At 74.9% G+C, this 25,870-nt stretch carries 17 protein-coding genes; 10 read left to right on the plus strand and 7 right to left on the minus strand.

From position 1 onward, the window contains the following. The first annotated feature begins 145 nt into the window (after positions 1-145). Positions 146-367 (plus strand): heavy-metal-associated domain-containing protein, encoded by a 222-nt coding sequence (locus tag ACFXGA_RS10995; RefSeq protein ID WP_378086538.1) that lies wholly within the window; start codon positions 146-148, stop codon positions 365-367. Positions 368-441: 74 nt separating this feature from the next. Beyond that, a complete protein-coding gene (locus tag ACFXGA_RS11000) occupies positions 442-720 on the plus strand; it encodes a hypothetical protein (RefSeq protein WP_378086540.1) in 279 nt (92 codons plus the stop codon). Between the two features lie 61 nt (positions 721-781). Here the strand turns inward: ACFXGA_RS11000 and ACFXGA_RS11005 are convergent, their stop codons facing one another. After that, positions 782-3,013 (minus strand): cellulose binding domain-containing protein, encoded by a 2,232-nt coding sequence (locus tag ACFXGA_RS11005; protein WP_378086543.1) that lies wholly within the window; start codon positions 3,011-3,013, stop codon positions 782-784. Positions 3,014-3,391: 378 nt separating this feature from the next. Next, the gene (locus ACFXGA_RS11010; RefSeq protein WP_378086545.1) at positions 3,392-5,752 is read right to left on the minus strand and encodes an MMPL family transporter; all 2,361 of its coding nucleotides are present in this window, start codon (positions 5,750-5,752) and stop codon (positions 3,392-3,394) included. Between the two features lie 109 nt (positions 5,753-5,861). Between ACFXGA_RS11010 and ACFXGA_RS11015 the strand changes: the two genes are divergently transcribed. Both ACFXGA_RS11015 and ACFXGA_RS11020 read left to right on the plus strand, forming a co-directional pair. Beyond that, entirely contained in the window at positions 5,862-6,626 is a 765-nt protein-coding gene (locus ACFXGA_RS11015) for a class I SAM-dependent methyltransferase (RefSeq protein WP_378086547.1), read from the plus strand. A 185-nt stretch (positions 6,627-6,811) separates the two neighbouring features. Beyond that, the gene (locus ACFXGA_RS11020) at positions 6,812-7,567 is read left to right on the plus strand and encodes an ANTAR domain-containing protein (RefSeq protein ID WP_378086549.1); all 756 of its coding nucleotides are present in this window, start codon (positions 6,812-6,814) and stop codon (positions 7,565-7,567) included. Positions 7,568-7,579: 12 nt separating this feature from the next. On the opposite strand, the gene ACFXGA_RS11025 is transcribed toward ACFXGA_RS11020, so the two are convergent. After that, entirely contained in the window at positions 7,580-8,299 is a 720-nt protein-coding gene (locus ACFXGA_RS11025) for a GAF and ANTAR domain-containing protein (RefSeq protein ID WP_378086551.1), read from the minus strand. Between the two features lie 151 nt (positions 8,300-8,450). Continuing rightward, on the minus strand, positions 8,451-8,849 hold the full coding sequence (locus ACFXGA_RS11030) for an STAS domain-containing protein (protein WP_378086553.1): 399 nt from the start codon (positions 8,847-8,849) through the stop codon (positions 8,451-8,453). Positions 8,850-9,251: 402 nt separating this feature from the next. Between ACFXGA_RS11030 and ACFXGA_RS11035 the strand changes: the two genes are divergently transcribed. Both ACFXGA_RS11035 and ACFXGA_RS11040 read left to right on the plus strand, forming a co-directional pair. Then, positions 9,252-10,121 carry a class II glutamine amidotransferase gene (locus ACFXGA_RS11035; protein ID WP_378086555.1) on the plus strand — a complete coding sequence of 290 codons (870 nt, stop codon included), beginning with the start codon at positions 9,252-9,254 and terminating at the stop codon, positions 10,119-10,121. Positions 10,122-10,143: 22 nt separating this feature from the next. Beyond that, entirely contained in the window at positions 10,144-11,598 is a 1,455-nt protein-coding gene (locus tag ACFXGA_RS11040) for a glutamate decarboxylase (RefSeq protein ID WP_378086557.1), read from the plus strand. A 363-nt stretch (positions 11,599-11,961) separates the two neighbouring features. Here the strand turns inward: ACFXGA_RS11040 and ACFXGA_RS11045 are convergent, their stop codons facing one another. Further along, positions 11,962-12,882: a sulfite exporter TauE/SafE family protein gene (locus ACFXGA_RS11045; protein ID WP_378086560.1), complete on the minus strand. Its 921-nt coding sequence runs from the start codon at positions 12,880-12,882 to the stop codon at positions 11,962-11,964. Positions 12,883-13,251: 369 nt separating this feature from the next. Between ACFXGA_RS11045 and ACFXGA_RS11050 the strand changes: the two genes are divergently transcribed. Further along, complete coding sequence (locus ACFXGA_RS11050) at positions 13,252-15,948, plus strand: hypothetical protein (protein ID WP_378086562.1); 2,697 nt, start codon at positions 13,252-13,254, stop codon at positions 15,946-15,948. Between the two features lie 102 nt (positions 15,949-16,050). Here ACFXGA_RS11050 and ACFXGA_RS11055 read toward each other — a convergent pair whose 3' ends face one another. Then, a complete protein-coding gene (locus tag ACFXGA_RS11055; RefSeq protein ID WP_378086564.1) occupies positions 16,051-19,236 on the minus strand; it encodes a S8 family serine peptidase in 3,186 nt (1,061 codons plus the stop codon). A 520-nt stretch (positions 19,237-19,756) separates the two neighbouring features. Here ACFXGA_RS11055 and ACFXGA_RS11060 point away from each other — a divergent pair. Next, a complete protein-coding gene (locus ACFXGA_RS11060; protein WP_378086566.1) occupies positions 19,757-20,317 on the plus strand; it encodes an EF-hand domain-containing protein in 561 nt (186 codons plus the stop codon). An 85-nt stretch (positions 20,318-20,402) separates the two neighbouring features. Further along, positions 20,403-21,164 carry a Calx-beta domain-containing protein gene (locus tag ACFXGA_RS11065; protein ID WP_378086568.1) on the plus strand — a complete coding sequence of 254 codons (762 nt, stop codon included), beginning with the start codon at positions 20,403-20,405 and terminating at the stop codon, positions 21,162-21,164. A 166-nt stretch (positions 21,165-21,330) separates the two neighbouring features. Here the strand turns inward: ACFXGA_RS11065 and ACFXGA_RS11070 are convergent, their stop codons facing one another. Then, positions 21,331-24,372: a BTAD domain-containing putative transcriptional regulator gene (locus ACFXGA_RS11070; protein WP_378086570.1), complete on the minus strand. Its 3,042-nt coding sequence runs from the start codon at positions 24,370-24,372 to the stop codon at positions 21,331-21,333. 62 nt (positions 24,373-24,434) lie between these two features. Between ACFXGA_RS11070 and ACFXGA_RS11075 the strand changes: the two genes are divergently transcribed. Next, positions 24,435-25,679, plus strand: coding sequence for a hypothetical protein (locus ACFXGA_RS11075; RefSeq protein ID WP_378086572.1), 1,245 nt, complete (start codon positions 24,435-24,437; stop codon positions 25,677-25,679). Positions 25,680-25,870 lie beyond the last annotated feature (191 nt).

Raw genomic sequence — 25,870 nt, forward strand, 5'->3', positions numbered from 1 at the left:
ACGCGCCGTCCACCGGGGCCGCCACACGGGCGGCCCCGGACACCGGCACACCCCTCCACCGCACGTGTGCTAGCGTCCGTCGCATACCCCCTCAGGGTATTCACCGAGAGGATGTGCGCGAATGTGCAACAGCTGTGAGACGCCCGTGGGAACCGCGCCGGCCGGAGGGCTGGACTTCGTCGTCCAGGGCATGACGTGCGGTGGCTGCGCGTCCAAGGTCACCAGCGCCGTCCGGGGGGTGTCGGGGGTGGCCGACGTCGCGGTGGACCTCGACGGCGGCCGGTTGAGCGTCACCGGCGACGCCGACGAAGCGGCGATCACGGCGGCGGTCGAAGGGGTCGGTTACTCCGTCGTCCGCGCGGGCTGACCCGGTCGGCGGCGGCCCACCGCGCGCCGCGGCGGAGGTAGGCTCGTGGTCGGCACCACGAACGGAGCAGGGCGATGAACCCGGACCAGGAACCTGTGCTCGACGCCGAGATCGTCGAGGTCGAGTCGGCCGCGCCGGTCGTACCGCCCGGTGACTACACCGAGGACGGCGTGCCGACCTTCGAGCACGTGCGCGACCGCATCGAGAGCCGCATCGGCACGAGCGCCGGCGCGGAGGAACTCGCCACCGCCACCCCGGAGGCCAAGGCGGTCGAGGACCGGTTCGAGGCGCGGCGGCAAGCCGGCCTCGACAGGTTGGAGGAGATCCGCCGCTCGTTGCGCGGCGACGCCTGAGCGGCACCCCGCCACGCACCCGCGTGCGCCCGAGTCGGTCGGGCGCACGCGGGTGGTGCGGTCAGTCGGCGTAGTGGACGTCGGGCCAGGGCGGGGTGGTCATGCCGTTGCCGATGTGGAAGCTCGGGTGTGGTGGTTGGTTGTAGGCGGTGTTCTGCCAGGCGACGGCGACGCGGTACATGGTGTCGTGCATGAGGGTGGGGATGCGCCGGTCGGTCTGGTGCGGGGTGGTGTAGATGCGGAGCGCGCGGTTGTCGGTGGTGCGCCAGACGACTTCCTCGCGCCAGTCGCCGAAGAGGTCGGCGCTGAGGGCGGGGGTGGCCTTGGTGCCGTTGTTGGAGGCGACGCCGGAACCGGTGAGCAGGCGGGTGTCGCCGCCGGTGCCGTACTTGTCGATGCGGGTCTGGTCCAGCAGTTCACGGGTCGGGTCGCCGTCCCACCAGATCACGAAGTTCGCCGAGGACGGCTTGCGCCCGATGGCGGTGCCGCGGGTGTCGCGCAGCTGGCTGTCGGCGTTGGACCACGACTCCGCGCCGGGGCTGCCCGCGTAGATGTCGTCGGACACGCCGCGACCGTTGTCGCTGCCCGACGCCGTGGTCCACAACCGCTGACCGGTGCGGGCGTCGGCGAACCACGAACCCGGCTTCGAGGAGTCCTCCGACACCTTGAAGTACTCCAGGCCCGGACGTGACGGGTCCAGGTCGCCCACGTGCCCGGCGTCGCCGTGGCCCAGCCCCGTGGTCCACAGGCCGCGGCCGTTGTCGTCGATGGTGGCCGCGCCGTACACGATCTCGTCCCGACCGTCCTGGTCCACGTCCGCGATGCTCAACGAGTGGTTGCCCTGACCCGCGTACCCCGAGTTGCCCGAGGCGTTGGAGTCGAACGTCCACCGCTTCACCAACCGGCGATCGCGGAAGTCCCACGCCGCGATCACCGCACGCGTGTAGTACCCCCGCGCCATGATCAACGAAGGACGGGCCCCGTCCAGGTACGCCGTGCCGGCCAGGAACCGGTCCACCCGGTTGCCGTAGGTGTCACCCCACGAGCCCACGTTCCCGCGCGGCGGGTCGTAGTCGACGGTGGACACCGCCGCGCCGGTCAGGCCGTCGAACATCGTCAGGAACTCCGGTCCGGACAGGACGTACCCCGAGGAGTTGCGGTAGTCCGCGGAGGCGTTGCCGATCACCGTGCCGCGACCGTCCCGCGTCCCGTCCGCGGTCTTCATCGCCACCTCGGCCCGACCGTCGCCGTCGAAGTCGTACACCTGGAACTGCGTGTAGTGCGCGCCCGCCCGGATGTTGCGGCCCAGGTCGATCCGCCACAACCGGGTCCCGTCCAACCGGTAGGCGTCGATGAACACGTTGCCGGTCACGCCCGACTGCGAGTTGTCCTTGGCGTTGTCCGGGTCCCACTTGAGCACGAACTCGTAGTCACCGTCGCCGTCGAGGTCGCCCACGCTCGCGTCGTTGGCGACATAGCCGCTGCCCGGCGACTGGATCGGCACGTCCCGGTACCCGGAGGCGAACGACAGCGAGGCCGGCGAGGCCGGCTGCTCCACCCCGTCCACCACCGCCCGCACCGTGTACGACGCGTCCGCCGCCCCGCCGGCGTCCAGGAAGTTGGTCGACGACGTCACCGGCGACGAGTTCACCTTCGTCCCACCCCGGTACACGTTGAACCCCACGGAGCGCGGATCACCCGCCAACAACCGCCAACTCACCAGGTTCCCGCTCCCGGACCGCACGCTCACCACACCGCGGTCCAAGCGCTCCACCTGCCGACGACCCGTCGGATCACCCGAACCGGGAACCGTGGTCGTGGTCGTGGTCGTCGTTGTCGTGGTGGTGGTCGTGCTGGTCGAGGTGGAGGTCGGGCCGACATCGCCCGTGCAGATCGTGCCGTTCAGCGCGAACGACGACGGCGTGCCCACCTCGCTGCCGCTCATCGTCCCGTTGAACCCGAACGACGCCGTGCCGCCCGTCGGGATGGACCGGTTCCAGTCCACATTGGACGCCGTCACGGACGCCCCCGACGCGGCGAACACCGCGTTCCACCCCTGGTCGAACCGCTCCGAACCGGGGAACGACCAGGCCAACCGCCACCCGTCCACCGGATCACCCAGGTTGGTGATCGTCACGTTGGCGGAGAACCCGCCCTGCCACTTGTTCTGCACCGTGAAGTCGACCTCGCAGCCGGGGGCGGCCGAGGCCACTCCCGCCACCGCGAGGCCGGCGGTCAGCGCGCTGATCGCCGCGCCGGCGACGACCACTCGCACCCGCGAGTTCCTGAGCACCGTTGCTCCATTCGCTCTGGCACCTCTGGGAGCGCTCCCAGAAACGGCCTGACGTGTCCGATCCGGTCATGGTGGCGGATGATGACGTCGCTGTCATCGGTGAAACGATTCAAGCTGGTCGCTCGCCACCATGGAAAGCGCTATCCAGGTTGTGGGCCACGTCGTGGACAGAGGTTGATCGCGTGTTCGTGCCACTGCCGATGTTGTTGGCACCCACGGCTCTTCCGGGGCCAACGGCAGTGGAGTAGACCGTACGAACGCCCGTGTCCCGGTGTCAACAAGCCGGATCGAAAAAGTTTCGCCGGCGCGAAGGGTCGGCGGTGGCATCGAGCCCCGGGGTCGGCGGGTTGACGCCCGAACGGGTCGACCGCGGCGTGCTCAGCGCCTGGGAGCGGTACCGGAACCCGGGTGCGCCGACCCGGTCCGGCGACGGCGCGGTGTCCACCACGTCAGCTCGCCGAGCAGCGCCATCGTGGCCGGGACGAGCAGGCAGCGGACGACGGTCGCGTCCACGGCGATCGCGACCGCCATGCCGACGCCGAACATCTTGATCGTCGGGTCGTGGTGGGGCACGAACGCGAGGAAGACCCCGACCATGATCGCCGCCGCCGCGGTGATCACGCCGCCGGTGCCGACCAGGCCGTCCCGGACCGCGCGCAGGTTGTCACCCGTCTCGTGCCGACGCCGGCGGACGTCGCCGAGCAGGAACACCTCGTAGTCCATCGACAGGCCGAACAGCAGGGCGAACAGCATGAGCGGCACGAAGCTGGGGATCGGCACCGGACCGGACAGCCCGATCCACGTCACGCCCCAGCCCCACGTGAACACCGCCGTCAGGACGCCGTAGGCCGCGCCGATGGAGATCAGGTCCATGACGGCCGCCTTGACGGCGAGCAGCGGCGCGCGGAAGGCCACCAGCAGGACCGCGACCGACAGCAGCAGCACGGCCCCGATGACGAGGGGGAGCTTGTCGGTGACGCGGTCGGCGAGGTCCACCCGGGCGGCGGCGGAGCCACCGACGTGCACGGTCATGCCGGGCACGGACCGGTCGCGCAGGCGGTGGACGAGGTCCGCCGTCGCCGGGTCGCCGCCCGACGTCGAGGGGATCACCCGGACCGTGACGAAGCGCCCGTCCGGGGACGGCGTGGGCGGCCCGGCGACGGCCACCCCCGGCTGGGCCCGGACCGCCGCCACGAGCGCGGGCAGGCGGGGGTCCCGCGGATCGGTGACCGGTGTGGCAGGCCGGCCGAGCACGACGAGCGGCGTGCCCGCGCCCGGCCCGAACGCCGCGGCGATGGCGTCGTCCGCCTGGCGGACCGCGGTGGCCGGCGGCGAGGACCCGGCGTCCAACTGGCCGAGGCTCAGGTCTACCGCCGGGGCCGCGAGCAGGGCCAGCACCGCGACCGCGACCGCGCCCGCCGGTCCGGGTCGGCCGGTCACCCGATCGGCGAAGCGCGCCCACCGACCGGGGCTGACGGGATAAGCCGAGCGATCGGCGTGCTCGGCGGTGCGCGCCCGCCGGTCCTCGGCAGGGCGGTCGAGGAGGTCTGCCGGGTGATCGGTGGGGCGCTCGATGGCCGGGTGGCCGGCGGGCCGGCCGACGGGATCGGCCGGGTGACCGGCGGGGTGGCGGCTGGGATCGGCGGGGTGGTGGACGGCCGAGCGGCCGGCGGAACGGGCGCGGCGGGTCAGTCGGGCGTGCAGCGCGCCGCCGCGGGCGAGTCGCCGCCCGGCCAGGGAGGTCAGCGCGGGCAACAGGGTGAGCGCCGCGAGCACGGCGAACAGCACCGCGACCCCGCACGTACAGGCGAGCGTCCGCAGCAGCGGCACCCCGGTCAGCCCCAGCCCCGCGAGGGAGACCGCGACCGTCACACCCGCGAAGAGAACCGCCGTGCCGGAGTCGGCGGCCGCGCGTTCGACCGCGTCCGGCACCCCCAGCCCGGACCGCGCCAGCGTGCGGAACCGGCTCAGCAGGAACAGCGAGTAGTCGATGCCGACGCCGAGCCCGACCATGAGCGCCAGGGTGGCCGCCTGCGCCGGCATCGGGGTCAGGTTCCCGGCGAGGCCCACGGTCTCCAGCGTCGCGAGCACCGCCAGGCCGGACGCCAGCAGCGGCAGCACCGCGCCGACCAGGCCCCCGAGGGCGAGGAAGAGCACGAGTGCGGCCAGGACCAGGCCGAACGACTCGTCGCCGGTGCTGCCCGCCCCGTCGACCACCTGGGCGAACGCGCCACCGGGCAGCACCCGCAGCCCGGCGTCGGCGGCGGGCCGGGCGGCCTCGACGACGGCCCGCGCCACGGGCTCGGTCAGCTCGGCCCGGCGCACGTCGAGCCCCACCGCGAACCAGCCGGTGCGCCCGTCCGCGGACAGCGAGCCGTCCCGCGTCGCGGGCGGGTCCACCGTCGTCACGTGCCCGGCCCGGCGCAGGGACTCCGCCGTCGCCGCCAGCACGCCGGCGCGGGCCTGGTCGTCCAGCCGCCCGTCCGGGGCCACCAGGATCACGGTCCCCGAGGTGGGCGGGGCCTCCGGCGACGCGGTCAGGTCCCGCACGAGCTGCGCGTCGGTGCCCGGCAGGCTCACGTCGTTGTCGGTCGGCGTGCCGAACACCCGTGCGGCGGCCACGAGGGCCAGCGCCAGCACCACCCACGCCCCGATGACGGTGAACCGGTGGCGGACGCACACCCGGGCCACCGCCGCGACCGCCCGCGCCGCCCGACCCCCGGGTAACGCGGAAGTCATCGGCCCCCCGTGATCATCGCGGTAGCATAGCCACGGGGATTCACCGTCCAACCCGGCTCCCCGGTCCGATGAGGACGGCGCGGCCGGACGCCTCCCGGAGGACTGCGACGTGGAACGGCCGGGTCTTGCTTCGTCGTTCGGCACGGCGGCGGCGGCCTATGCCGAGCACCGCCCGGACTACGCCGAGGCCGCGGTGCGTTGGGCGTTGGAGCGCGCTCCCGGCGCACGCGTGCTCGACCTGGGGGCCGGCACCGGCAAGCTCACCGGCACGCTGGTCGCGCTGGGCGTCGACGTCGTCGCGGTCGAGCCCGACCCGGCGATGTTGGCGGAACTGCGCCGTGCCCTGCCGACCGCCCGCGCCCTGTCCGGCGGCGCCGAGGCGATCCCCCTGCCCGACGCGTCCGTCGACGCCGTGCCGGCGGGGAACGCCCTGCACTGGTTCGACATGGCGCTCGCGGGCCCCGAGATAGCCCGGGTGCTCGTGCCCGGAGGTGTGCTGAGCGGCCTGTGGAACGTCGTGGACGACCGGGTGGACTGGGTCGCCGGGCTCGCACGCGTCGCCGGGAGCGCCGCCATCGGTCCACGTGACACCGTCGGCGAGTGGCGCGCCGCGACGGCGGGCCTGCTGCCGACCGGTCCGGGCTCCCCGTTCGGCGAGCCGGAACGGGCGGAGTTCCCGCACGGGCAGCGCCGCACCGCCGAGTCCCTCGTCGCCACCCTGGCGACGCGCGCGGGGGTGCTGGTCCTGCCGGAACCGGAACGGGAGGCGGTGCTCGACCGCATCCGGGCGTACCTGGCACACCGCCCGGAGACCGCGTCGGGTGGGTTCACCCTCCCGATGGCGACCGGCGTGCTGCGCGCCCGACGCCGGTGAACCGCAGGTCGGCGCGGCGCCATGGCGGCCTGGACGGTTCCGGCGGGCGAACCCGTCACGAGCACCCACGACACCCCGGGACCGCCTCCGATCGGGCCGCGGAAGTGTGACGGCGTGGCGAAATGGGCACGGTACTGGGGTCGCGTGCGGCGGCGCGGCGGTACCGACCGAGGAGGAGGGTGGCGATGGGCGGGCGGCGCGGTCCGGTGGAAGATCACGTCACCGAGGTGCTGGTTCGTCGGCTGGGCGGCGTGACGGGCGCGTTGTCGGAACTGTGCGAGGACCTGGACCGGGAAGAGGACCTGGCGGTCCTGCTCGACCGGGTGTGCGAGCAGGTGGTCCGCGCGATCCCGGACGTGGGCTCGGTGAGCGTGACGCTGCTGTCGGAGGAGGGGCCGACGACCGGCGCGGCGTCCGGTCGGGACGCGGTGGAGATGGACCTCGCCCAGTACCGCACCGGCGAGGGGCCGTGCCTCCAGGCCGCCCGGACGCGGCGGCTCGTGCGCGCGGCGGCCGCCGAGGTGCCGGACCGGTGGCCGGCCTTCGGCGCGGCGGTCGCACACCGCGGCGTGACGTCGTACCTGTCGGCCCCGCTGCACGTGGACGACGAGCAACCGGGCTCGCTCAACCTCTACCGCGCCGAACCGGGTGACTTCCGCCCGCTGGACGCGGCCCTGGTCGAGCTGTTCAGCACCGCGGCGGGCGCGGCGATGCGCAACGCCCGCCGCCACCTGCACGCCCGCGACCAGGCGGCGCAGCTCGGGCTGGCGCTGACCTCGCGGGCGGTGATCGACCAGGCCAAGGGCATCGTCATGGCCGTGCACCGGGTGTCGGCCGACGAGGCGTTCTCGATGCTGGTCGACCGGTCGCAGCGGGAAAACGTCAAGCTCCGCGACTACGCCGAGCGCTTCATCGAGGAGGTCCTGGGCGGCGGGGCGTGACGGGCGTCGCGGTCACCCCGTGAGCCGGTCCAGCGGGATGCGGCGCGCCAGCACGTCACCGGCGACGTCGAGCACGGAGCGGTCGGTGGCGAACGCGTGCGCCCGCAGCCTCGCGGACGCGTCCTCCAGGTCGATCCGCAGCTGCGCCGCCAGCATCCCGGTCGCCATGTTGACGTCCTCGTACGAGATGACGCCGCGCAGGCCGTTCTCGCCCGAGCGCTCGGTGTGCTGGAGCAGGGCGATCGTGGTCAGGTCCGCCAGCACCGCGGCGTCGGCGAGCGCGTCGGCGGACAGGCCGCCCGGCCGCCGCCGGTAGAGGTCCAGGGTGCCCACCCCGATGCCGCCGGCCCGCAGCGGGAACGCGAACACCGCGCCCACGCCCGCCGTCGTCCCCGACCCCGCGAACCCCGGCCACCGCGCCTGGCTCGTCCGCACGTCCGCGACGAGCACCGGGTCGCCGGTGGCGAACGCCTCGACCCCCGGTCCTTCGCCGAGCGTGTACTGGAGCTCCTCCAACACGGCCGCCCACGGCCCGCTCGCGCCGAGCACCTCCTGGGTGCGCGCGCCGCTGCGCAACGTCAACGCCGCGCCGTCCACGCCGGTGACGGCGTCGACGCACACCCCGCACACGGCACGCGCCCAGTCCGCGCGTGCCGGTTCCACCGCGCACTCCGCGATCATCCGCGCCAGCGATTCTCGACGCCGCCCGTCCAACACCGTCCCCGTCGTCACCGTGAACGCACCGCGGGCAGCGCTCGACCGCCCGCGAATCCGCTCGAACCGGTCACGGGTACTGCCCCGTCACGTAGCTAACCGGGAATCAGCGCGGTTCGCATTTCGGCGAGGCGGTCCGGAGCGTCGGATATCGGTGTTTTGGGTGCGGTCACCGGTGCGCGGCGGACATGCCGCCGGCCGTTCGCACCGCGCTGAGCGCGTCCCGCACGGTCGGGTGGACGTCCACGGTCTCGCGCACGAGCGTGATCTCCAGGGGGCGCAGGACGGCGCGGCGGTCGGTCGCCACGGCGAACCCGAGGCCGAGTCGCGTCGCGCTCCCGTACGCGTCGACCACGAGTTGGAGGCCGGTGGAGCCGAAGAACTCGACTTCGGTGAAATCGAGCACGAGCGCGGCCGGCCGCCGGCCGAGCTGCGCGACGATGGCCGCGCGCACCGACTCCTCGCAGGCCAGGTCGATCTCGCCGGTCACCCGGACCACGGCCGTGCCGTCGTGGTCGGAGGTGGTCGTGACGGTCAGTGTCGTGCTTTCGGTGCAGGTGTCGCCCATGGGGCACACTCCTCGGTCTGGCACGAAACCAACAACCGAGCTTCTGCTCAACCCGATTCGTCGATCCGCACTGCGTATGTGGCGGGCAGACCACACCGACGGTACGGCGTCGAGCGGGGAACCACAACAACCCCACGCGAGTGCCCGACCCGCTTTCACCGAAACGCGTGGGTTTCCCTTGGGGGGCGCATCGATCCGTGTCACTGCGTGGTCACCGCTCGTCTTCCAGGGGTTCTCCACGGGAATCAGGGGGCGACGGACCGCCACCCGGAAGGGTGAGTGTGTGTTCGGCCACCCCGAGGGTCCCCGGCGGCCGCGTCACCGGATCGCGTGGCGGCCCTGCGGGCGCGGGGCGACGGGGGGAGGATCGGCGGGACGTGGACGTGGCCGAGGGAGCGCACGGTGTGCCGGTTGTTCGGGCTTTCCGCCGCACCCCGGCGGGTGCGGGCGACGTTCTGGCTGCTGGAGGCCCCGGACAGCCTGGCGGCGCAGAGCAGGCGCGAGCCGGACGGCACGGGCCTGGGCGTGTTCGACGCCGACGGCGCGCCGAGGGTGGACAAGCGGCCGCTGGCGGCCTACCGGGACGGCGAGTTCGCCCGGGAGGCCAAGGAGCGCGAGTCGACCACGTTCCTCGCGCACATCCGCTACGCCTCCACCGGCGGCCTCGACCCGCGCAACACGCACCCGTTCGAGCAGCGCGGCCGGCTGTTCGCCCACAACGGCGTCCTCGGCGACCTCCCGGCACTGGAGGCCGAGCTGGGCGAGCACCGCGACCTGGTGGCGGGGGACACCGACTCGGAGCGGCTGTTCGCGCTGATCACCAAGCACACCGACGCCAACGGCGGCGACCTCGCCGGCGCGATCACGACCGCCGTCCGGTGGGCCGCCGAGCACCTGCCGGTCTACGCGGTCAACCTCGTGCTCACCACGCCGTCCGAGCTGTACGCGCTGCGCTACCCGGACACGCACGACCTGTTCGTGCTGCGCCGCGGCGCGGGCGGCCCGCACGGCGGCAGGCACCTGGAGCACGCGAGCACCGCCGGCCGCATCCGGGCCCGGTCCGGCGCGCTGGCCGAGCACCCGGCGGTGGTCGTGGCCAGCGAGCGCATGGACGAGGACCCCGGCTGGCACGAGCTGCGCCCCGGCGAGCTGCTGCACGTGGACGCGCGGCAGCGGTCCACCCGGCGCGTCGTGCTCGACCACCCGCCCCGCCACCGGCTCACCCTGGACGACCTCGGCGCGCACGCCGCCGCCTCGCAGTCCGGCGGCTGAACCGCTACCGAAAGGCCCTGCCATGTCCCTGGCGAACCCGGCGGACCGGCCGCGGCGCGACGTCGCCGTCAACCCGGTGTTCACCCGCGAACCGGTGTCGATACCGCGCGACCGGATGCCCGACGGGCAGTTGGACGCCGAGACCGCCTACCAGGTCGTGCACGACGAGCTGATGCTCGACGGCAACGCCCGGCTCAACCTGGCCACCTTCGTCACCACGTGGATGGAGCCGAAGGCCCGGGACCTGATGGCGGAGTGCGCCGACAAGAACATGATCGACAAGGACGAGTACCCGCGCACCGCCGAGCTGGAGCAGCGGTGCGTGCGGATGCTGGCCGACCTGTGGCACGCCGCCGACCCCGACCGGGCCACCGGGTGCTCCACCACCGGCTCCAGCGAGGCGTGCATGCTCGCCGGGCTGGCCCTCAAGCGGCGCTGGCAGCACCGCCGCCGCGCCGCGGGCCTGCCGGCGGACCGGCCCAACCTCGTGATGGGCGTCAACGTGCAGGTCTGCTGGGAGAAGTTCGCCAACTACTGGGACGTCGAGGCCCGGCTCGTGCCGATGGAGGGCGACCGGTTCCACCTGACCGCCGAGCGGGCCGTCGAGCACTGCGACGAGAACACGATCGGGGTCGTGGCCGTGCTCGGGTCCACGTTCGACGGCAGCTACGAACCCGTCGCCGACATCTGCGCCGCGCTCGACCGGCTGCTGGAGGAACGCGGGTGGGACGTCCCCGTGCACGTCGATGGCGCCTCCGGCGCGATGGTCGCCCCGTTCTGCGACCCGGACCTGGAGTGGGACTTCCGGCTGCCGCGGGTGGCCTCGATCAACACCTCCGGGCACAAGTACGGCCTGGTCTACCCCGGTGTGGGCTGGGTGGTGTGGCGCGACGTCGAGGCCCTGCCCGAGGACCTGGTGTTCAAGGTCAACTACCTGGGCGGCGAGATGCCGACGTTCGCGCTGAACTTCTCCCGGCCCGGGGCGCAGGTCGTGGCCCAGTACTACAACTTCCTGCGGCTCGGCCGGGAGGGGTACCGCCGCATCCAGCTCTACTGCCGCGACGTCGCGTCCGGCCTCGCCGACCGCGTCGCCGCGCTGGGGCCGTTCCGGCTGGTCACGGACGGCAGGCAGTTGCCGGTGTTCGCGTTCACCCTCGCCGCGGGTGAACGCGGCTACTCGGTGTTCGACGTCTCCGCCGCCCTGCGCGAACAGGGCTGGCTCGTGCCCGCCTACACCTTCCCCGCCGACCGGGAGGACCTGGCGGTGCTCCGGGTGGTCGTGCGCAACGGCTTCAGCCACGACCTCGCCGACCTCCTGGTGGACGCCCTGGGCCGGGCGCTGCCGCGGCTGCGCCGCCAGGACGGGCCGCAGCGCGGCGAGGAGTCGGCGTCCTTCTCCCACGGGGCCGACACGGCCCGGACCCACCACCGCCGGGCCCGCCACCGCGCCGCCGCTCCCGACCGGGGCCGGGGGTGAGGACGACTCGGGGGTGCGACCGGCGTGGCAGGGGCCGGGGCGTGGAGCGCGATCGGGGCCGCGACGGGAACCACCACCGCGACGCGTGCCGGGATTCGAGGTGACCCGGTGGCTCGTGCCGGATCGTGGCGGCGTGGCGTGGTTCGTGCCGGGGTGCGGCGGCTCGGACCGGGTGGGTGTCGCGCGATCGGAGCCGCAGCGGGGGAGTCGGGCGGGTGTGGCGCGCGATAGGGGCCGGGACGACTCGGCGGGGCGTTCCCGGGGAACGCCCCTTCCGGGGTCGCGGCGGTTCCGGCATTTCGTGGGCGGAATGTCCGGACCTTTTGTCCGGACATTTCCGCGAATGGGCGGCGGGCCGTCCCGTCACGTGCCGGCGGGTTCGCTCTCGTCCTGCTTCTTGTCGGCGGCCGCGGCCAGTTCGCGTTCCGCTTCGCGGTTGGCGAGGTACTGGCGGATGGAGTAGGCGAGCGCCGCCGCCCACAGGGCGTAGATGGCGATGTAGATCGGCGTGCGGACGCTGTCGGGGGCGTCGATCCAGTCGCTCTTGAGCAGGGTCCGGGTGTTGGTGAGGATGATCAGACCACCCACGGCCGAGCCGAGGACGCGCGGCGGGATGTGGCGGACGAGCCAGGCGGCGATCGGCGCGGCGATCACGCCGCCCAGCAGCAGGGCGAGCACCCAGGCGAAGTCCACGCCCTGGGAACCGAGGCCGAACAGGAAGCCGAGGCTCGCGGCGACGGCGACCAGGAACTCGCTGGTGTCGATCGAGCCGATGGTCTTGCGGGGCTCCAGGCGGCCGCTGGCGAGGATCGCCGGGGTGCCGACCGGACCCCAGCCACCGCCGCCGGTCGAGTCCACGAAGCCCGCGACCAGGCCGAGCGGGCCGAGGAACCGCTTGCGCAGCGGCTTGCCGAGGTTCTGCTTGGGCAGGCCGAACGTGGTGAAGCGGACCAGGATGTAGACGCCGAGCGCCAGCAGGACCAGCGACATGATCGGCGCGGCGACCTCGGTCGACAGGCTCGACAGGAACGTGGCGCCCGCGAAGGCGCCGACCGCGCCCGGCACGCCGATCTTGGCGACGACCTTCCAGTCGACGTTGCCGAAGCGCCAGTGGGCCAGGCCGGAGACCAGGGTGGTGCCGATCTCGGCGAGGTGCACGGTCGCGGACGCGGCAGCCGGGCTGGTGCCGATCGCCAGCAGGAGTGTCGTCGAGGTGACGCCGTAGGCCATGCCCAGGCTGCCATCCACCAGTTGGGCGCCCAGGCCCACAAGGGCAAGCAACACCAGTTGTCGCATCTCGCTGTCCGATCTCCGGGGTGGGGGATTCCCGAATCATCCGGGTCGGACACGTCTTCTCCAACAGCGTCCAAATATCGGGACGAAGGAAAGGAATCCGCGGAACCGGCCGGACTCTTGAACACCTCCTGCGGTCCCGCGGCCACGTCGAATGCGCCGTTCGAGGTGACATGTCGTTTGCGGACCGAACAATTTCTGTCGGAGACCGACTCAATTCACGGAAAAAGGCTCGGGGACCGACATGACGACGCCGGCGTCCGGCGGGTGGCGGCCACGTGCCGCACCGGCCTGGTCCGGACGGCGGCCGTCGGCCGGTGATCGCCACCGGGAGAATCGGGGTGTCGGAAGGGGGACGGGGTGCCGCGCACGGAACGGCCGCTGGTCGTGGAGGACACGCCGGTGCTGAGGTTCGCCGGCGACCTGCGGCGGCTGCGGCGCGAGGCCGGGTCGCCGTCCTACCGGGAGCTGGGCCGCCTGGCGAACTACTCGCCCGCCGCGCTGTCCGAGGCGGCGGCCGGGCGCAGGCTGCCGAGCCTGGCCGTGACCAGGGCGTTCGTCCGCGCGTGCGGCGGGGACGTGGAGGAGTGGACCGCCCGCTGGCGCGAGCTGTCGACCGAGGAGCCGCACGCCGGCGACGCGCCCTACGTCGGGCTGGCCGCGTACCAGGTGGCCGACGCCGACCGGTTCTTCGGCCGCGAGGCCGAGGTGGGCCGGCTGCTGGCGCTGGTGCGGGAACGGCCGTTCGTCGGGGTGTTCGGCCCGTCCGGCGCGGGCAAGTCGTCGTTGCTGCGGGCGGGGTTGGCCGCCCGGTGGGGTGAGCACATCGTCGTCACGCCCGGCCCGGACCCGATCACCGAGCTGGCCGCGGCGCTGGCCGGCGGGCGGTCCGCGGTCGACGTGCGGGCCGAGCTGGCCGCCGACCCCGAGCACCTGCGGGTGCTGCTGCGCCAGGCGGGCGACGACCTGCTGCTCGTGGTCGACCAGTTCGAGGAGGTCTTCACGCTCTGCGAGGAGACCGACCGCCGGTGGCTCGTCCGCGCGCTCACCCGCGCCGCCGGCGCGGCCCGCGTCGTCATCGGCGTGCGGGCCGACTTCTACGGGCACTGCGCCCGCCACCCCGAGCTGCTGGACGCGCTGCACCGCTCGCAGGCGCTCGTCGGGCCGATGAGCGCCGAACAGCTCCGCCGCGCGGTCGTCGAACCCGCGTCCCGGCGCGGCGCCTCGCTGGAGCACGCCCTGGTCGCGCGGCTGATCGCGGACGTCGCCGCCCAGCCGGGCGTGTTGCCGCTGGTGTCGCACGTGCTGGTCGAGACGTGGCGGCGACGGCGTGGCGCGGTGCTCACGCTGGCGGGGTACGAGGACGCGGGCGGCGTCGAGCACGCCCTGGCCCGCACCGCCGAACAGGTCTACGACGCGCTCGCCGAGCCGGACCGGGCGGCGGCGCGGCACGTGTTCCTGCGCCTGGTCGCCCCCGGCGACGGCACCGAGGACACCCGCCGCCGCGTCGCCCGCGCCGAACTCGACGCCGGCGACGCGCTGCTCGACCGGCTCGCCGCGGCCAGGCTGGTCACCGTCGACCGAGACACCGTCGAGCTGACCCACGAGGCGCTGCTGCGCGCGTGGCCGAGGCTGGTGGACTGGCTCGCCGAGGACCGCGACGCGCTGCGCGCCCACCGCAGGCTTACCCTGGCGGCCGACGCCTGGCACGCCCACGACCGCGACCCCGACGCCCTGCTGCGGGGCGTCCACCTCGACCAGGCCCGCCGCCTGGCGCCGCGCCTCAACGAGGCCGAACGGGAGTTCGTCGAGGCGGGACTGGCCGCCGAACGCGAACGCGAGGCGTTGCGCAGACGGGGCGTGCGCCGGCTGCGGCGGCTCGTCGCCTGCCTCGCCGCGTTCGCCGTGCTGCTGGCCGCCACCGCCGCCTACGCGGTCACGGCCCAGCGCGCCGCCACCCGCGAGCGCAACCAGGCGCTGTCGCTGCGGGCCGCCGACGCCGCCCTGGACCTGCTGGCCCGACCGCGTGACGCGGCGGCGCTCGCGTTGGCCGCCTACCGCGTCGCCCCGACCGCCCAGGCACGTGACGCGCTGCTGCTGGCCCGTGCGGCGCGCACCGCCACCACGCCGGGCGAGCGATACGCGAAGGTGCCCGGAGCCCGCACCGTGACCCAGGTGTTCGACGCCGATTCCGAGCAGACGGTCTACCGCCTCTGGGACGACGGCCGGCCGGCGGCGCAGATCGGGCTGGGACGCGAGGGCTTCCTCGCCGCGTTCAGCGCGGACGAGCGCACCGCGCTCGCGGTCGTCGGCCGCGACGCGTTCGAGGTCTGGGACCTGGGCGACGTGCACGCCCCGCGGCGGACCGCGAGCATGGCGCAGTGGCCGTTCCCGCGCGGCATCGACGCGGCGGGCACCCTCCTCACCGCGGTGGAGGACGGCGTCGCGGTCCACTGGCGGCCCGGCGACCCCACCCGCACCCGCCTGCCCGGCGAGGGCGTCGAGGAGGCCGTGCCGCTGGCGGACGGCGCCGGCGTGGTGGTGGCGCGCCGCGACGGCGACCGGCGCGTGGTGGAGGTGCGGTCGTTGGACGGGCGCACCACCCCGGTCCTGGACCGGCCCGGCCGGGTGCTGCTCGTGCCGGGGCCGGGCGGCCTGCTCGCCGTCACCGACGTCGACCGGGACCACCTGACGGTGGTCGACGTGGCGGACGGGTCCCGGGCGCTGCTGGAGGCGGACGGCGTGTCGCGGGACGCGCTGGTGGAGTTCTCCGGCGACGGCCGGGCCGTCAGCGCGGCGCACGACGACGCGCTGTGGTTGTGGGACCTGACCGGCGGCCGCGAGCCGTTGTCGCTGCGCGTGCCGGGGGTGGAGTTCTCCGGGACGCGCTACGACCCGGCCAGTGCCGAACTGCTGCTGCTGACCTCGCGCGACGGCGCCTTGTGGCGGCTCTCGCCGGACGTCGACCGGGTGATCGGCGACGTGTGCGCCGACCCGGCCGACGTCGACTGGGCGGCGCACTTCCCCGACGTGCCGCGACAGCCGCTGTGCCCCTGACCGTGTGTCTTCCGGGCTGTCCGCCGTGCCCGTGGCTTCCGCGGGCTGCTCAACCCGTGACGGCGTCGGGCGGGGTGGACACCCGACGCCGTCCGCGGGCCGTCAGCCGATCCGGTACGCCCGGATCACGGTCTGGCTCAGCGAGCCGCCCCGGTCGTCGCCGGCGTGCACGCGCAGCGACGCGAAGGCGCCCGGCAACGCCCGGTTGCCCACCAGCGCCGTGCGACCCAGCACCGGGAGGTCGGCCCAGCTCGCCCCGTCGTCGTAGGAGACCTCCACCCGGAAGTGGCGCAACGGCGGGTTGTCCACCCCGCGCTGCCGGTCCACCACGAGCGGCACGAGCAGGGGCCGGTTCGCGGGCGCGCTGCCCGTGGCGTCCAGCTCCGGGGTGAACCGCACGACCGACATCGGCAGCCGCCGTTCCCGGGTGGTCGTGGTCGAGCGGAACGTCCAGTCCACCTCGATGCGCGTGCTGAAGTCCGAGACCTCCGGGGCCCGCGTCACCTCGGTGCGCACCCGGAACACCCCCGGCCCCGGCGGCACCGCGAACACCCCGTGCCCGTTGTTGTCGTTCTCGCCCACCAGCTGCCCGTCGCGGTACAGCGCGGTCCGCGCGGACGTGGTCAGCGAGTACCCCTCGTTGCCCTCCCGGTCGCCGAACAGCGACAGCGACAGCGCCACCTCGTTCCCGGCGCGGGTCAGGTTCGGGTAGCCGCGGGTGTACATGACCGGGCCGATCACGGGAGCGCCGAAGGACCGGTCGTAGGTCCGGCCCGCGCCGTACCGCTCCTCGTTGCCGCTCATCAGACCTCCGTCGTCGATGTAGGCCGTCTCCCAGGTGGTGTCCGGTGTCGTGAACCTGGTCGTGGGCGACGAGGTGACCTCGGTCAGGAACCCGGGGCTCAGCGCGCCCGACGGCGCGACGACGTCGCCGAACAGCAACCGGGGTCCGCCCTGCTGCTTCAGCGCGGGTCCGATCGTGGTCCGCACCACCGCGAGGTCGGCCGGGCGCGGCTTCCGGACGAACCCGTCGGGCACCCGGCCCTGCTCGGTCCAGCCGAGCCAGTAGGGCCCGGACGGGCTCGCGTACTCGGCGGTCACGAACACGTCCAGCCCGTCGGGCAGCGCCGGCCCCGCGTGGCCGACCCGCGTCCCCGCCGGGAAGCGCCCGGGGTGGTACACGTCCACGCTCACGGCGTCGTCGCCGAGCCGGCGCTCGACCACCAGCCGGTGCGGGCCGGGCACCGCCGCCGGGTCGGGCGCGGCGACCTCCAGCGGCCCGGCCGAGCGGGCGTCGAAGACGACGTGCGTCGGGCCCTCGACCCGCAGGTCGGGCCGCGTGACGATGGTGTGCGGCCCGCCCTCCGGCCCCAGCAGGGCCTGCGCCAGGTAGTCGCCCTTGGGCAGCCGCACGGACCCGCCCCGCACATAGGTGTGCGCGCCGGTGGCCAGGTTCACCAGGGTGGTGAACCGCCGGTCCCCGTTCGCGCCGGGGTGGTCGAGGGTGACCGGGTGACTCTCGACCTCGCGGTTCAGCCCGACCGGCGTCCGCAGCACCTCCGTGCCGGCCGCGGTGGCCACGACGGTGGCCGACTGCGGTCCGTCCGCGGTCGTCTGCCGGGGGTCGCCGGTGACCGCGACCTCGGCGACGCCGCCCGCCGGGACGGTGACCCTCGCCGGGGAGACCGAGAACACCGGCCCCGTGACCCGCACGTCGAGCGTGACCGGCTCCGCGCCGTCGTTGCGGTAGCGCAGGGGTTTCGTGGCGGGCACGTCGTCGTCGTGCGGCCACTCGTGCCGGCCGAGGACCACGGACGTCGGCTCGCTGGTGAGGGTGGCGGACAGCGCGGCGGCGATGTCCAGGCGGCCCGAGCCCTGCTCGTGGACGCCCAGCGCCGGGTTCGGCCGGGCCGAGGCGGTCAGCGCCGCCTTGAGCCGCGTGCCGCTCCAGTCGGGGTGCCGCTGCGCCAGCAGGGCCGCCGCGCCCGCGACGTGCGGCGAGGCCATCGACGTGCCGGACAGCGCCATGTGCTGCTCACCGACCGGCATGCCGAGGGGCGCGCCGCCGGCGGCCCTGGCCGCGACGATGTCCACGCCCGGGGCGGTGAGGTCGGGCTTGATCGCGCCGTCGGCGACCCGCGGGCCGCGGGCGGAGAACACCGCGAGCGAGTCGTCGCGGTCCACCGCGCCGACGGTCAGCGCGGCGTCGGCCGTGCCGGGGGAGAGGACGGTGCCGGCCGGCTCTTCGCCGGTGTTGCCCGCGGAGACGACGAACAGCGTGCCGTGGCTCGCGGACAGCGCGTCCACGGCCGCCTCCACCGGGTCCACCTCGTCGCCGGCCGGGAGGCCGAGGCTGATGTTCACCACCTTCGCGCCCTGCTCCGCGGCCCAGCGCATCCCCTCGATGATCGCGGACTCCGGGCAGGAGCCGAGGCTGTCGCACACCTTCGCGTCGAGCAGCCGGGCGTCCGGCGCGACTCCCCGGTAGGGCGCGCGGTGGCTCGCGATCGTGGCGGCGACGTGCGTGCCGTGGCCGTAGTGGTCGATCCCGTCCTGCTCGTGGGTGAAGTCGCGGCCCGCGACCTCCCGCCCGGCCAGGTCGGGGTGGTCGCCGTCCACGCCCGTGTCGACCACGGCGACCGTCACGCCCGCGCCGGTCAGCCCCGCCGCCCACGCCGTCGGTGCGCCGACCTGGGCCGTGCTGCGGTCCAGCAGCGGGCGCGCCACCCCGTCCAGCCAGACCTTGCCGTCGCCCCCGGGCAGGTCCGGCCACCCGGTCGCCTTCGGCACCTCGGCGGCCACCGCGTCCACGGCGGGCAGCGCGTCGGCCACCCGCGCGCCCGACGGCGGGCGGCGTCCGGAGACGATCACCGGCACGGTGTCGCGCCGCGCGTCGTCGTACCCGGCCTCGACCAGCCCGGTGACGTCGAACAGCCGCCGGTCCACGCGGCCCTCGGCCAGCGCGGCGGTCACGTCCGCGGGGACGACCCGGACCCGTCCGGCGTGCCTGGTGACCTGGAACGAGATGTGCTCGCGGTGCGGGCCCGGGGTGATCGAGGCGACGCGGTCGCGGTCGAGGACGACGCGGTCCCCGGTCACGAGCGTGACGGTTTTCCGCTCGTGCGTTGTCGTCGTCGCTGCTGCTGTCGTGCCCGCTGCTGTCGTGCGCGGTGTCGTCGTGGCCGGTGTCGTCGTCGGGTCTGGTGTTCCGCCCGGTGCGGCGTGGGCGGGTGCCGGCGCGGTCGCCAGCACGGCGGTCAGCGCCAGCGCCACTGCTCTTCGCGCCACTGGACCTCCTGGTGGTGGGGGAGAACCCGGGCCGCCGGCGGTGGACGCGGCCCGGGTTCGTCGTTCGGTGGCGAGTCAAGCGGCGCAGCGGGTGTTCAGGTTCGGGCCGGGCGGGCTGAACAACGTGTTGTGAACACCGACCTGCGGGAACGCGCCGCGTGGCGGAGTTCGGGCGGGCGGTGGAATCCGGGCGGGCAGCGGAGTTCGGGCGGGCGGCGGAGTTCGGGCGGGCGGCGGAGTTCGGGCGGGCGGCGGAGTTCGGGCGGGCGGCGGAGTTCGGGCGGGCGGCGGGATGGGGGCGGTGGCGGGATCCGGGTGGCGGTTCCTGCCGTGGTGCGGCGGCACATGGAAGGCGCTTTCCGGCGTCGTGGAGCGGCGTGGTCGCCGTCACGCCGCCGCAGCCGTGACGTGCCACCCGATCGAGCAGTTCACCCACCTGTTCGGGCGTTGTCCCGCTCCGCCGAACGCCCCCATCCTGTGTGCTGCCCGACCTGCTGACCCGACGACGCGCGGAGGTTTCGTGCCGGCCAACGACCTGCTCAAGGCGAAGATCAACCACGGGTTCGACCACCTGGACGTCGACGGCGACGGACTGCTCACCGAGCAGGACCACGTGCTGATGGGCGCGCGGGCCGCCAAGGCGCTCGGGCACGCGCCCGACTCGCCCGAGGAGCGGCGCATCCGCGACGCCTACCTGCGGATCTGGCACGAGCTGCACCTGCCCCGCATCCCCGGCGGCGGCACGTCCATCTCGCGCGAGCAGTTCCTGGCCTCCACCGGCGCGCTCGCCGACGACCCCGAGGCCGCCCGCGACAGCGTCGGCGCGCTCGCCGAGGCGTTCCTCGCCATCGCCGACACCGACGTGGACGGCCGCGTGAGCCCCGCCGAGTTCCTGGCGTTCCAGCGCGGCCACTTCCCCGACCTGACCGAGGAGGAGGCCGCCGAGGCGTTCGAGCACCTGGACACGGACGGCGACGGCCACCTCACCCCCGAGGAGTTCGTCAACGCCTGCGTGGAGTTCTGGTCCAGCACCGACCCGGACGCGCCGGGCAACTGGTGGATGGGCCGCCCCACGGCGTGACCCCGCGCAGCCGGACCACAACAGTGCCGCAACAGGGCTCGCGTATCCCTGTTCCCAGGAGGACGGCACGAGGGGGAACGGGAAGATGCGCAGGGTTCTACCAGGGGTGGTCGCCGCCGCGACGGCGCTGATGCCGGTGGCGGTGACCACCGCGACCGCGCGGGCCGCGTGCACGCCGGAGGTGGCCATCCACGACACGGGGCAGTACGAGGGCAGCCTGAACGCGGCCAACGCGCTGGTGTTCACCGTGGACGTGGCGCCGGGGTGCGGCGATCCGGGCACGGTGGCGTACCGGACCAAGGTCGTCGCCGAGGGGAAGGGCTGGGCCGCTCCGCCGGGCGACTACACGGCCGTGCAAGGCGTGCTCCAGGTGGGGCAGGGGCCGCTCGCCGTGGCGGTGCCGCTGGTGTCCGACCCGGACGCGGAAGGCGACGAGGTGGTCGTGGTCGAGCTGCACGACCCGCAGGGCGTCGCCATCGCCGGGGCCGGGATCGCCTACGGCACCGTGCTGGACGACGACTCCATGGGGATGTCGCTCGACGGCGGCAAGATCTGCTGGGAGCCGGAGGCCGTGGACATCCCGGTGGACATCACGGCCGCGCCCGAGGCGCCGGTGACGGTCGACTTCGAGGTGTTCGGCGGCACGGCGGTCGCCGGGGTGCACTACGCGCCGGTCCGGGGGACGCTGACGATTCCCGCGGGCGCGCCGGGCGGCGTGATCCGGGTGCCGCTGCTGCCGGGCGCGGACCGCGAGCCGGACCGGTACTTCCTGGTGCAGCTGTCGAACCCGTCGGCGGGGACGATCGGGGTCGGCCGGGCGGCGGTGACGGTGCGGCCCCCGGCCTGAGCGGTGGTCACGGCCTGATCGGTGGCGCCGGCCCCGACGACCGGCGGCCCGGCGGCGGAACGCACGAACCCGCCGCCGGGCCTGGACCTTCCAGGGTGCTGCGCGCCGGCCGGCGGGTCGTCGCCCGCTGCGCGCCGGGCCGCCGGTGGTCACCGCCTCCCGGTCGTCACGCGGTGAGCGCCGGGGCGTCCGGGACGGCGGTGGCCTGTTCGTCCAGCCGTGCCGCGATCCGCCGGTGGTGCGCGGCGGCGGCCGGGTCGCCCGACCGGTCCGCCAGGTCGGCGAGGTCGCGGTGGACGTCGGCCTCCTCGTGGTGGTCCGGCACGCGTTCCCGCACGGCCAGCGCGGCGCGCAGGTGCTCACGGGCGGCGTCGAGGTCGCCCGCGAGCAGCCGCGCGCGGCCGAGGTGGCGCAGCGCCGAGGACTCGCCGTGCCGGTCGCCCACCTCGCGGCTGATGGCCAGGGCCTGCTCGAACAGGGCCGGCGCGGTGGCGTGGCGCCCGCCGTCGAGGTGCGCGAGGCCGGTGTCGAGCAGCGTCTCCCACTCCAGCCAGCGGTCGCCGATGTCGCGGCTGATCGCCAGCGCGCGTTCGAAGTGCGCCAACGCCCGCTGCCGGTCCCCGATCCCCAGGTACGCCTCGCCGAGGGTGTCGAGCGTGCCGGCCTCCAGCCGGGCGTGGCCCAGCTCGCGCAGCCGGCCCAACGCCTCGTGCAGCGGCGTGAACGCCAGCTCGGGCCGGCCCATCCGCACGTAGGTGTGGCCGAGGTTGCGCTGGGCCAGCGCCCGCCCCAGGTCGTGCCCGGCCGCCGTGGTGTGCTCCACGGCCAGGTGGTGCGCGGCCACGGCCCGGTCGAACCGGCGCAGCTCGGCGTGCACGTTGGCGATGTTGTTGTAGATGTGCCCCTGCGCTTCCAGGTCGCCGAGGTCTTGGGCGACCGCCAGCGCGCGGGCGCCGGCGGCCAGCGCCTCGGGGAGCCTGCGGGTCATGAAGTGGGCGACGCCGAGCGCCCGCAGCATCTCCGCCTCGGCCGCCCGGTCGCCGAGTTCGCCCGCGGCCGCCGCGCCGTGCCGGCACAGCTCGACGCGGTCGTGCCAGTGGCCGGTGGCGTCGTAGAACGCGGTCAGCAGCGCGGTGAGCTGCCAGGCCGCGGCGAGGTCGCCGCGGTCGCGGGCGTGCGCCACGACCGGGACCAGGTTGGGCCGCTCGGCCTCCAGGAACGCCAGCGCCGCCCGCCTGTCCGACGCGAACGCGGGCTCGGCCGGGACGTGCCGCAGCGTCGGGGTGACCTGGCTGCGGTCGGGGTCGATCAGCCGGCTCGCCCGGAACGCCGCCGCGAGGTACCAGTCCACCAGCCGCTCCGCGCCGTCGTGGCCGGGTTCGTCGGCGCGCACCCGGTCGCGGGCGTACTCCCGGACCAGGTCGTGGAACCGGTGGCGGCCGTGGGCCGCGGGCAGGACCAGGTGCGAGGCGGCCAGCTCGGCCACGGCCCGCCGACCGGCCGCGCCGGGCAGGCCGCACACGGCCGCCGCGAGGTCGCCGCCGAACGTCGGCCCGGGGTGCAGGCCGAGCCCGCGGAACACCCGCGCCACCGCCGCGGGCAACGGCCGGTAGGCGCTGCCCAGCACGGTCCGCACGGTGCGGGAGTCGCCCACGACCGCCAGCCCGTCCAGCCGTGCCGAGTCGGTCAGCTCGGCGGCGAACGCGGCCACCGCGCCGGCGGGCCGGCCGACCAACCGGGCGGCGGCGATGCGCAGGGCCAGCGGCATCCCGCCGCACAACCGGGCCAGCTCGGCCGCGGCGGCGGGCTCGCGGGCCACCCGGTCGTGCCCGATCACGCTGCCGAGCAGGCCGACCGCGTGGTCCTCGCGCAACGCCGGCACGCCGACGAACCGGGCGGCGTGCCGGGTGGCCAGCGCGGCCAGGTCCTGCCTGCTGGTGAGCAGCAGCAGGCTGCCGGGTCCGGGCGGCACGAACCGCAGCACGTCGTCCACACCGGCCACGTCGTCCAGCAGCACCAGGTACCGCTTGCCGTGCAGCAGCGACCGGTACAGCGCGGCCTGCTCGTCGGGCTCGCCGGGGATCCGGTCGTCGGGCACGTCCAGCGCCCGCAGCAGGTGCGTGAACACGTCGCGCTCGGGCAGGCGCAGCTTCGGGTCGTGCCCGCGCAGGTCCAGGTGGAGCTGCCCGTCGGGGAACCGGTCGGCGACGCGGTGCGCCCACTCGACGGCCAGCGACGTCTTGCCCATGCCCGCGGTCCCGGAGACGACCGCGACCGGGAAGCCGTCGCGCGCGTCGGGCGGCGCGAGCACCCGGTCCAGCTCGGCCAGCTCCGCGTCGCGGCCGGTGAAGTGGCCGACCCGCGCGGGCAGCTGGCGCGGCGGCACGGCGGCCACGGGTGGGGGCGGGGGCGCGTCCAGCACGGGTTCGCGGCGCAGGATGGCGGTGTGCAGGGCGACCAGCTCCGGCCCGGGGTCGACGCCGAACTCGTCGGCCAAGGTGCGGCGCAGGCGGGCGAACGCGTCCAGCGCGTCGGTGTGCCGCCCGCAGCGGTGCAGCGCGAGCATGTGCAGCCGGACCAGGCGTTCGGTCGTGGGGTGGCGGGCGAGCAGGCGTGGCAGCTCCAGCACGGCGGCCTCGTGGCCGCCCGCGCGGATCTCGGCCTCCCACAGGTCCGCCACGGCGGACAGCCGCAACGCGTGCAGGCGCTCGACCTCGTGCTCGCCCCACGCGTTCAGGTCGGTGCCCGCGAACGCGTCACCCCGCCACAGGCCGACCGCCTCGCGCAGCGCCGCCACCGCCCGGTCCACCGCGCCGCCCGCCAGCGCCGCCCGGCCGGTCGACGCCAGCCGCTCGAACCGGTGCGCGTCCACGTGCTCGCGCGGCACCTCCAGGGCATAGCCGGGGTTGCGCGTGGCCAGCGCCTCGGGCACGCCGCACGCGGCCAGCGCCTGGCGGATGCGCGCGACGTGGCTGTGCAGGGTGCGCAACGCGGTGCGCGGCGGGTCCTCGCCCCACAGCACGTCCACCAGCCGTGACGCGGACAGCACTTCGCCGGCGTGCAGGGCGAGCACCCCCAGCACCACCCGCTGCCGGCCGCCGGCCAGTGCCGCGGCGCCCCCGGAACCGTGCGCGCAGACCGGGCCCAGTACCCGGAGGTCGGACCGGGCCGGCGTCACAACCGCGCCACAACCGCAGGACAACGACACCTCCGTAGACCTGTCGGCGACGGGCGGACAGGGATCGCCCGGCAACCGAGGGGAGAGCTGTGATGAGTGCACACCTGCGTAGTCGTCCGAACCGGACATGGCGCTACGCGCTGCCCGCCGTCCTGGTGACCGCCGCCGTGGCCGCGACGCTCGTGCCGGGCCAGGCCGCGGCCGCGACGGTCGAGGAGGACCAGGACTTCGCGCCGGTCACCGCGGTGGACCCGACCCGCACCGACCCGGAGGTGCTGGCCGTCACCGCCGCCGCGGCGGACGCCCTGGAGTACTCCACCGCCGTCGTGGCGGCCGACCCGACCAGGGCGTACCCGGAGGGCACGGTCGAGGCCACGCTGCGGGCCGGGCTGCTGACCCTGCCGCCGGAGGCGCTGCGCGAGGCGACCCGGTCGGCGCAGGCGCTGGTGACCGCCGACGTCGTGACCAGGGTGGCCGAGTTCGGCCAGTACGGGCGCAACGACTGGACGACGCACGCCCGACTGGGGTTCGCGGGCGTGTTCCGGGCCGAGACCGTGCCGGTGGACCGGGCGGCCCTGACCGCCCGGCTGACCGAGCAGGCCGACCGGTTGGCGGCCGAGGGGCGGGAGGCCGAGGGCAAGGTCGCCGAGGAGGCGCGCCGCCTGGGCGTGGACCCGGCGGGCATCAAGCGGGTCAAGGCGCTCGCCCTGGACATCTCGTCGGTGAAGTGCGTCCACGAGACGTGGGACGGGTCGGCCGACGACGAGATCTCGATGGGCGGCGTCACCGTCGGGTCGGACGGGGTGACCACCAAGATCGGGCCGTTCAAGGTGCACGACGACATGGACACCGGCGACATCGTCGTCTACGACAACGGCGGCCGGCGGTTCTCCACGCTGGACATGACCCAGCCCGGCGTGTGGCCGCGGGTCTACGGGCACAGCGTGTTCCTCGCCGAGCGGGACCCGTTCGGCGGGTTCTCCGACGCGCTCACCAAGGCGTGGGCGCAGGTCAAGGAGTACGTCCAGGCCGCGATCGCGGTGCTGGTCGGCGGGGTGCTCTCGCCCTACCTGGGCCCCGCCATCGCCGCCGCGCTCGGCAAGGCCGTCGCGTGGCTGGTGACCGTCTTCATCGGCTGGCTGCTCAAGCTCATCAAGGACGACGTCTTCGCGCCGCAGCACGTGAACGTCAAGCTGCCCTCCAACGCCGCGTTCTTCTACGAGAACCCGGTCCACCTGGGGTGGACGGACTACCGCTCGCCGGCCATGTCCGCCTGGTACAAGGGGCACGGCGGCGGCAACTACCGGGTCAACGCGCACCTGGAAGTCATCCCCTGACCGACGACCACGGGCCGGGCTCCGCACGGGGCCGGCCGACCAGGGCGAGGGTGCCGCGGGCGGTGGGCGGGCTGGACTACGCGGCCAACGCCGACGCGCGGCCGGCCGGGCGGGTTTCGGCGCAGGGGCGGGGACGGTCCGGTGCGCGGCTTCCGACGAGGAGGGGCCGCAGCCGACGACGATCCGCGACC

This window comes from Actinosynnema sp. NPDC059335 (genome assembly GCF_042752395.1).
Classification (GTDB): Bacteria; Actinomycetota; Actinomycetes; order Mycobacteriales; family Pseudonocardiaceae; genus Actinosynnema.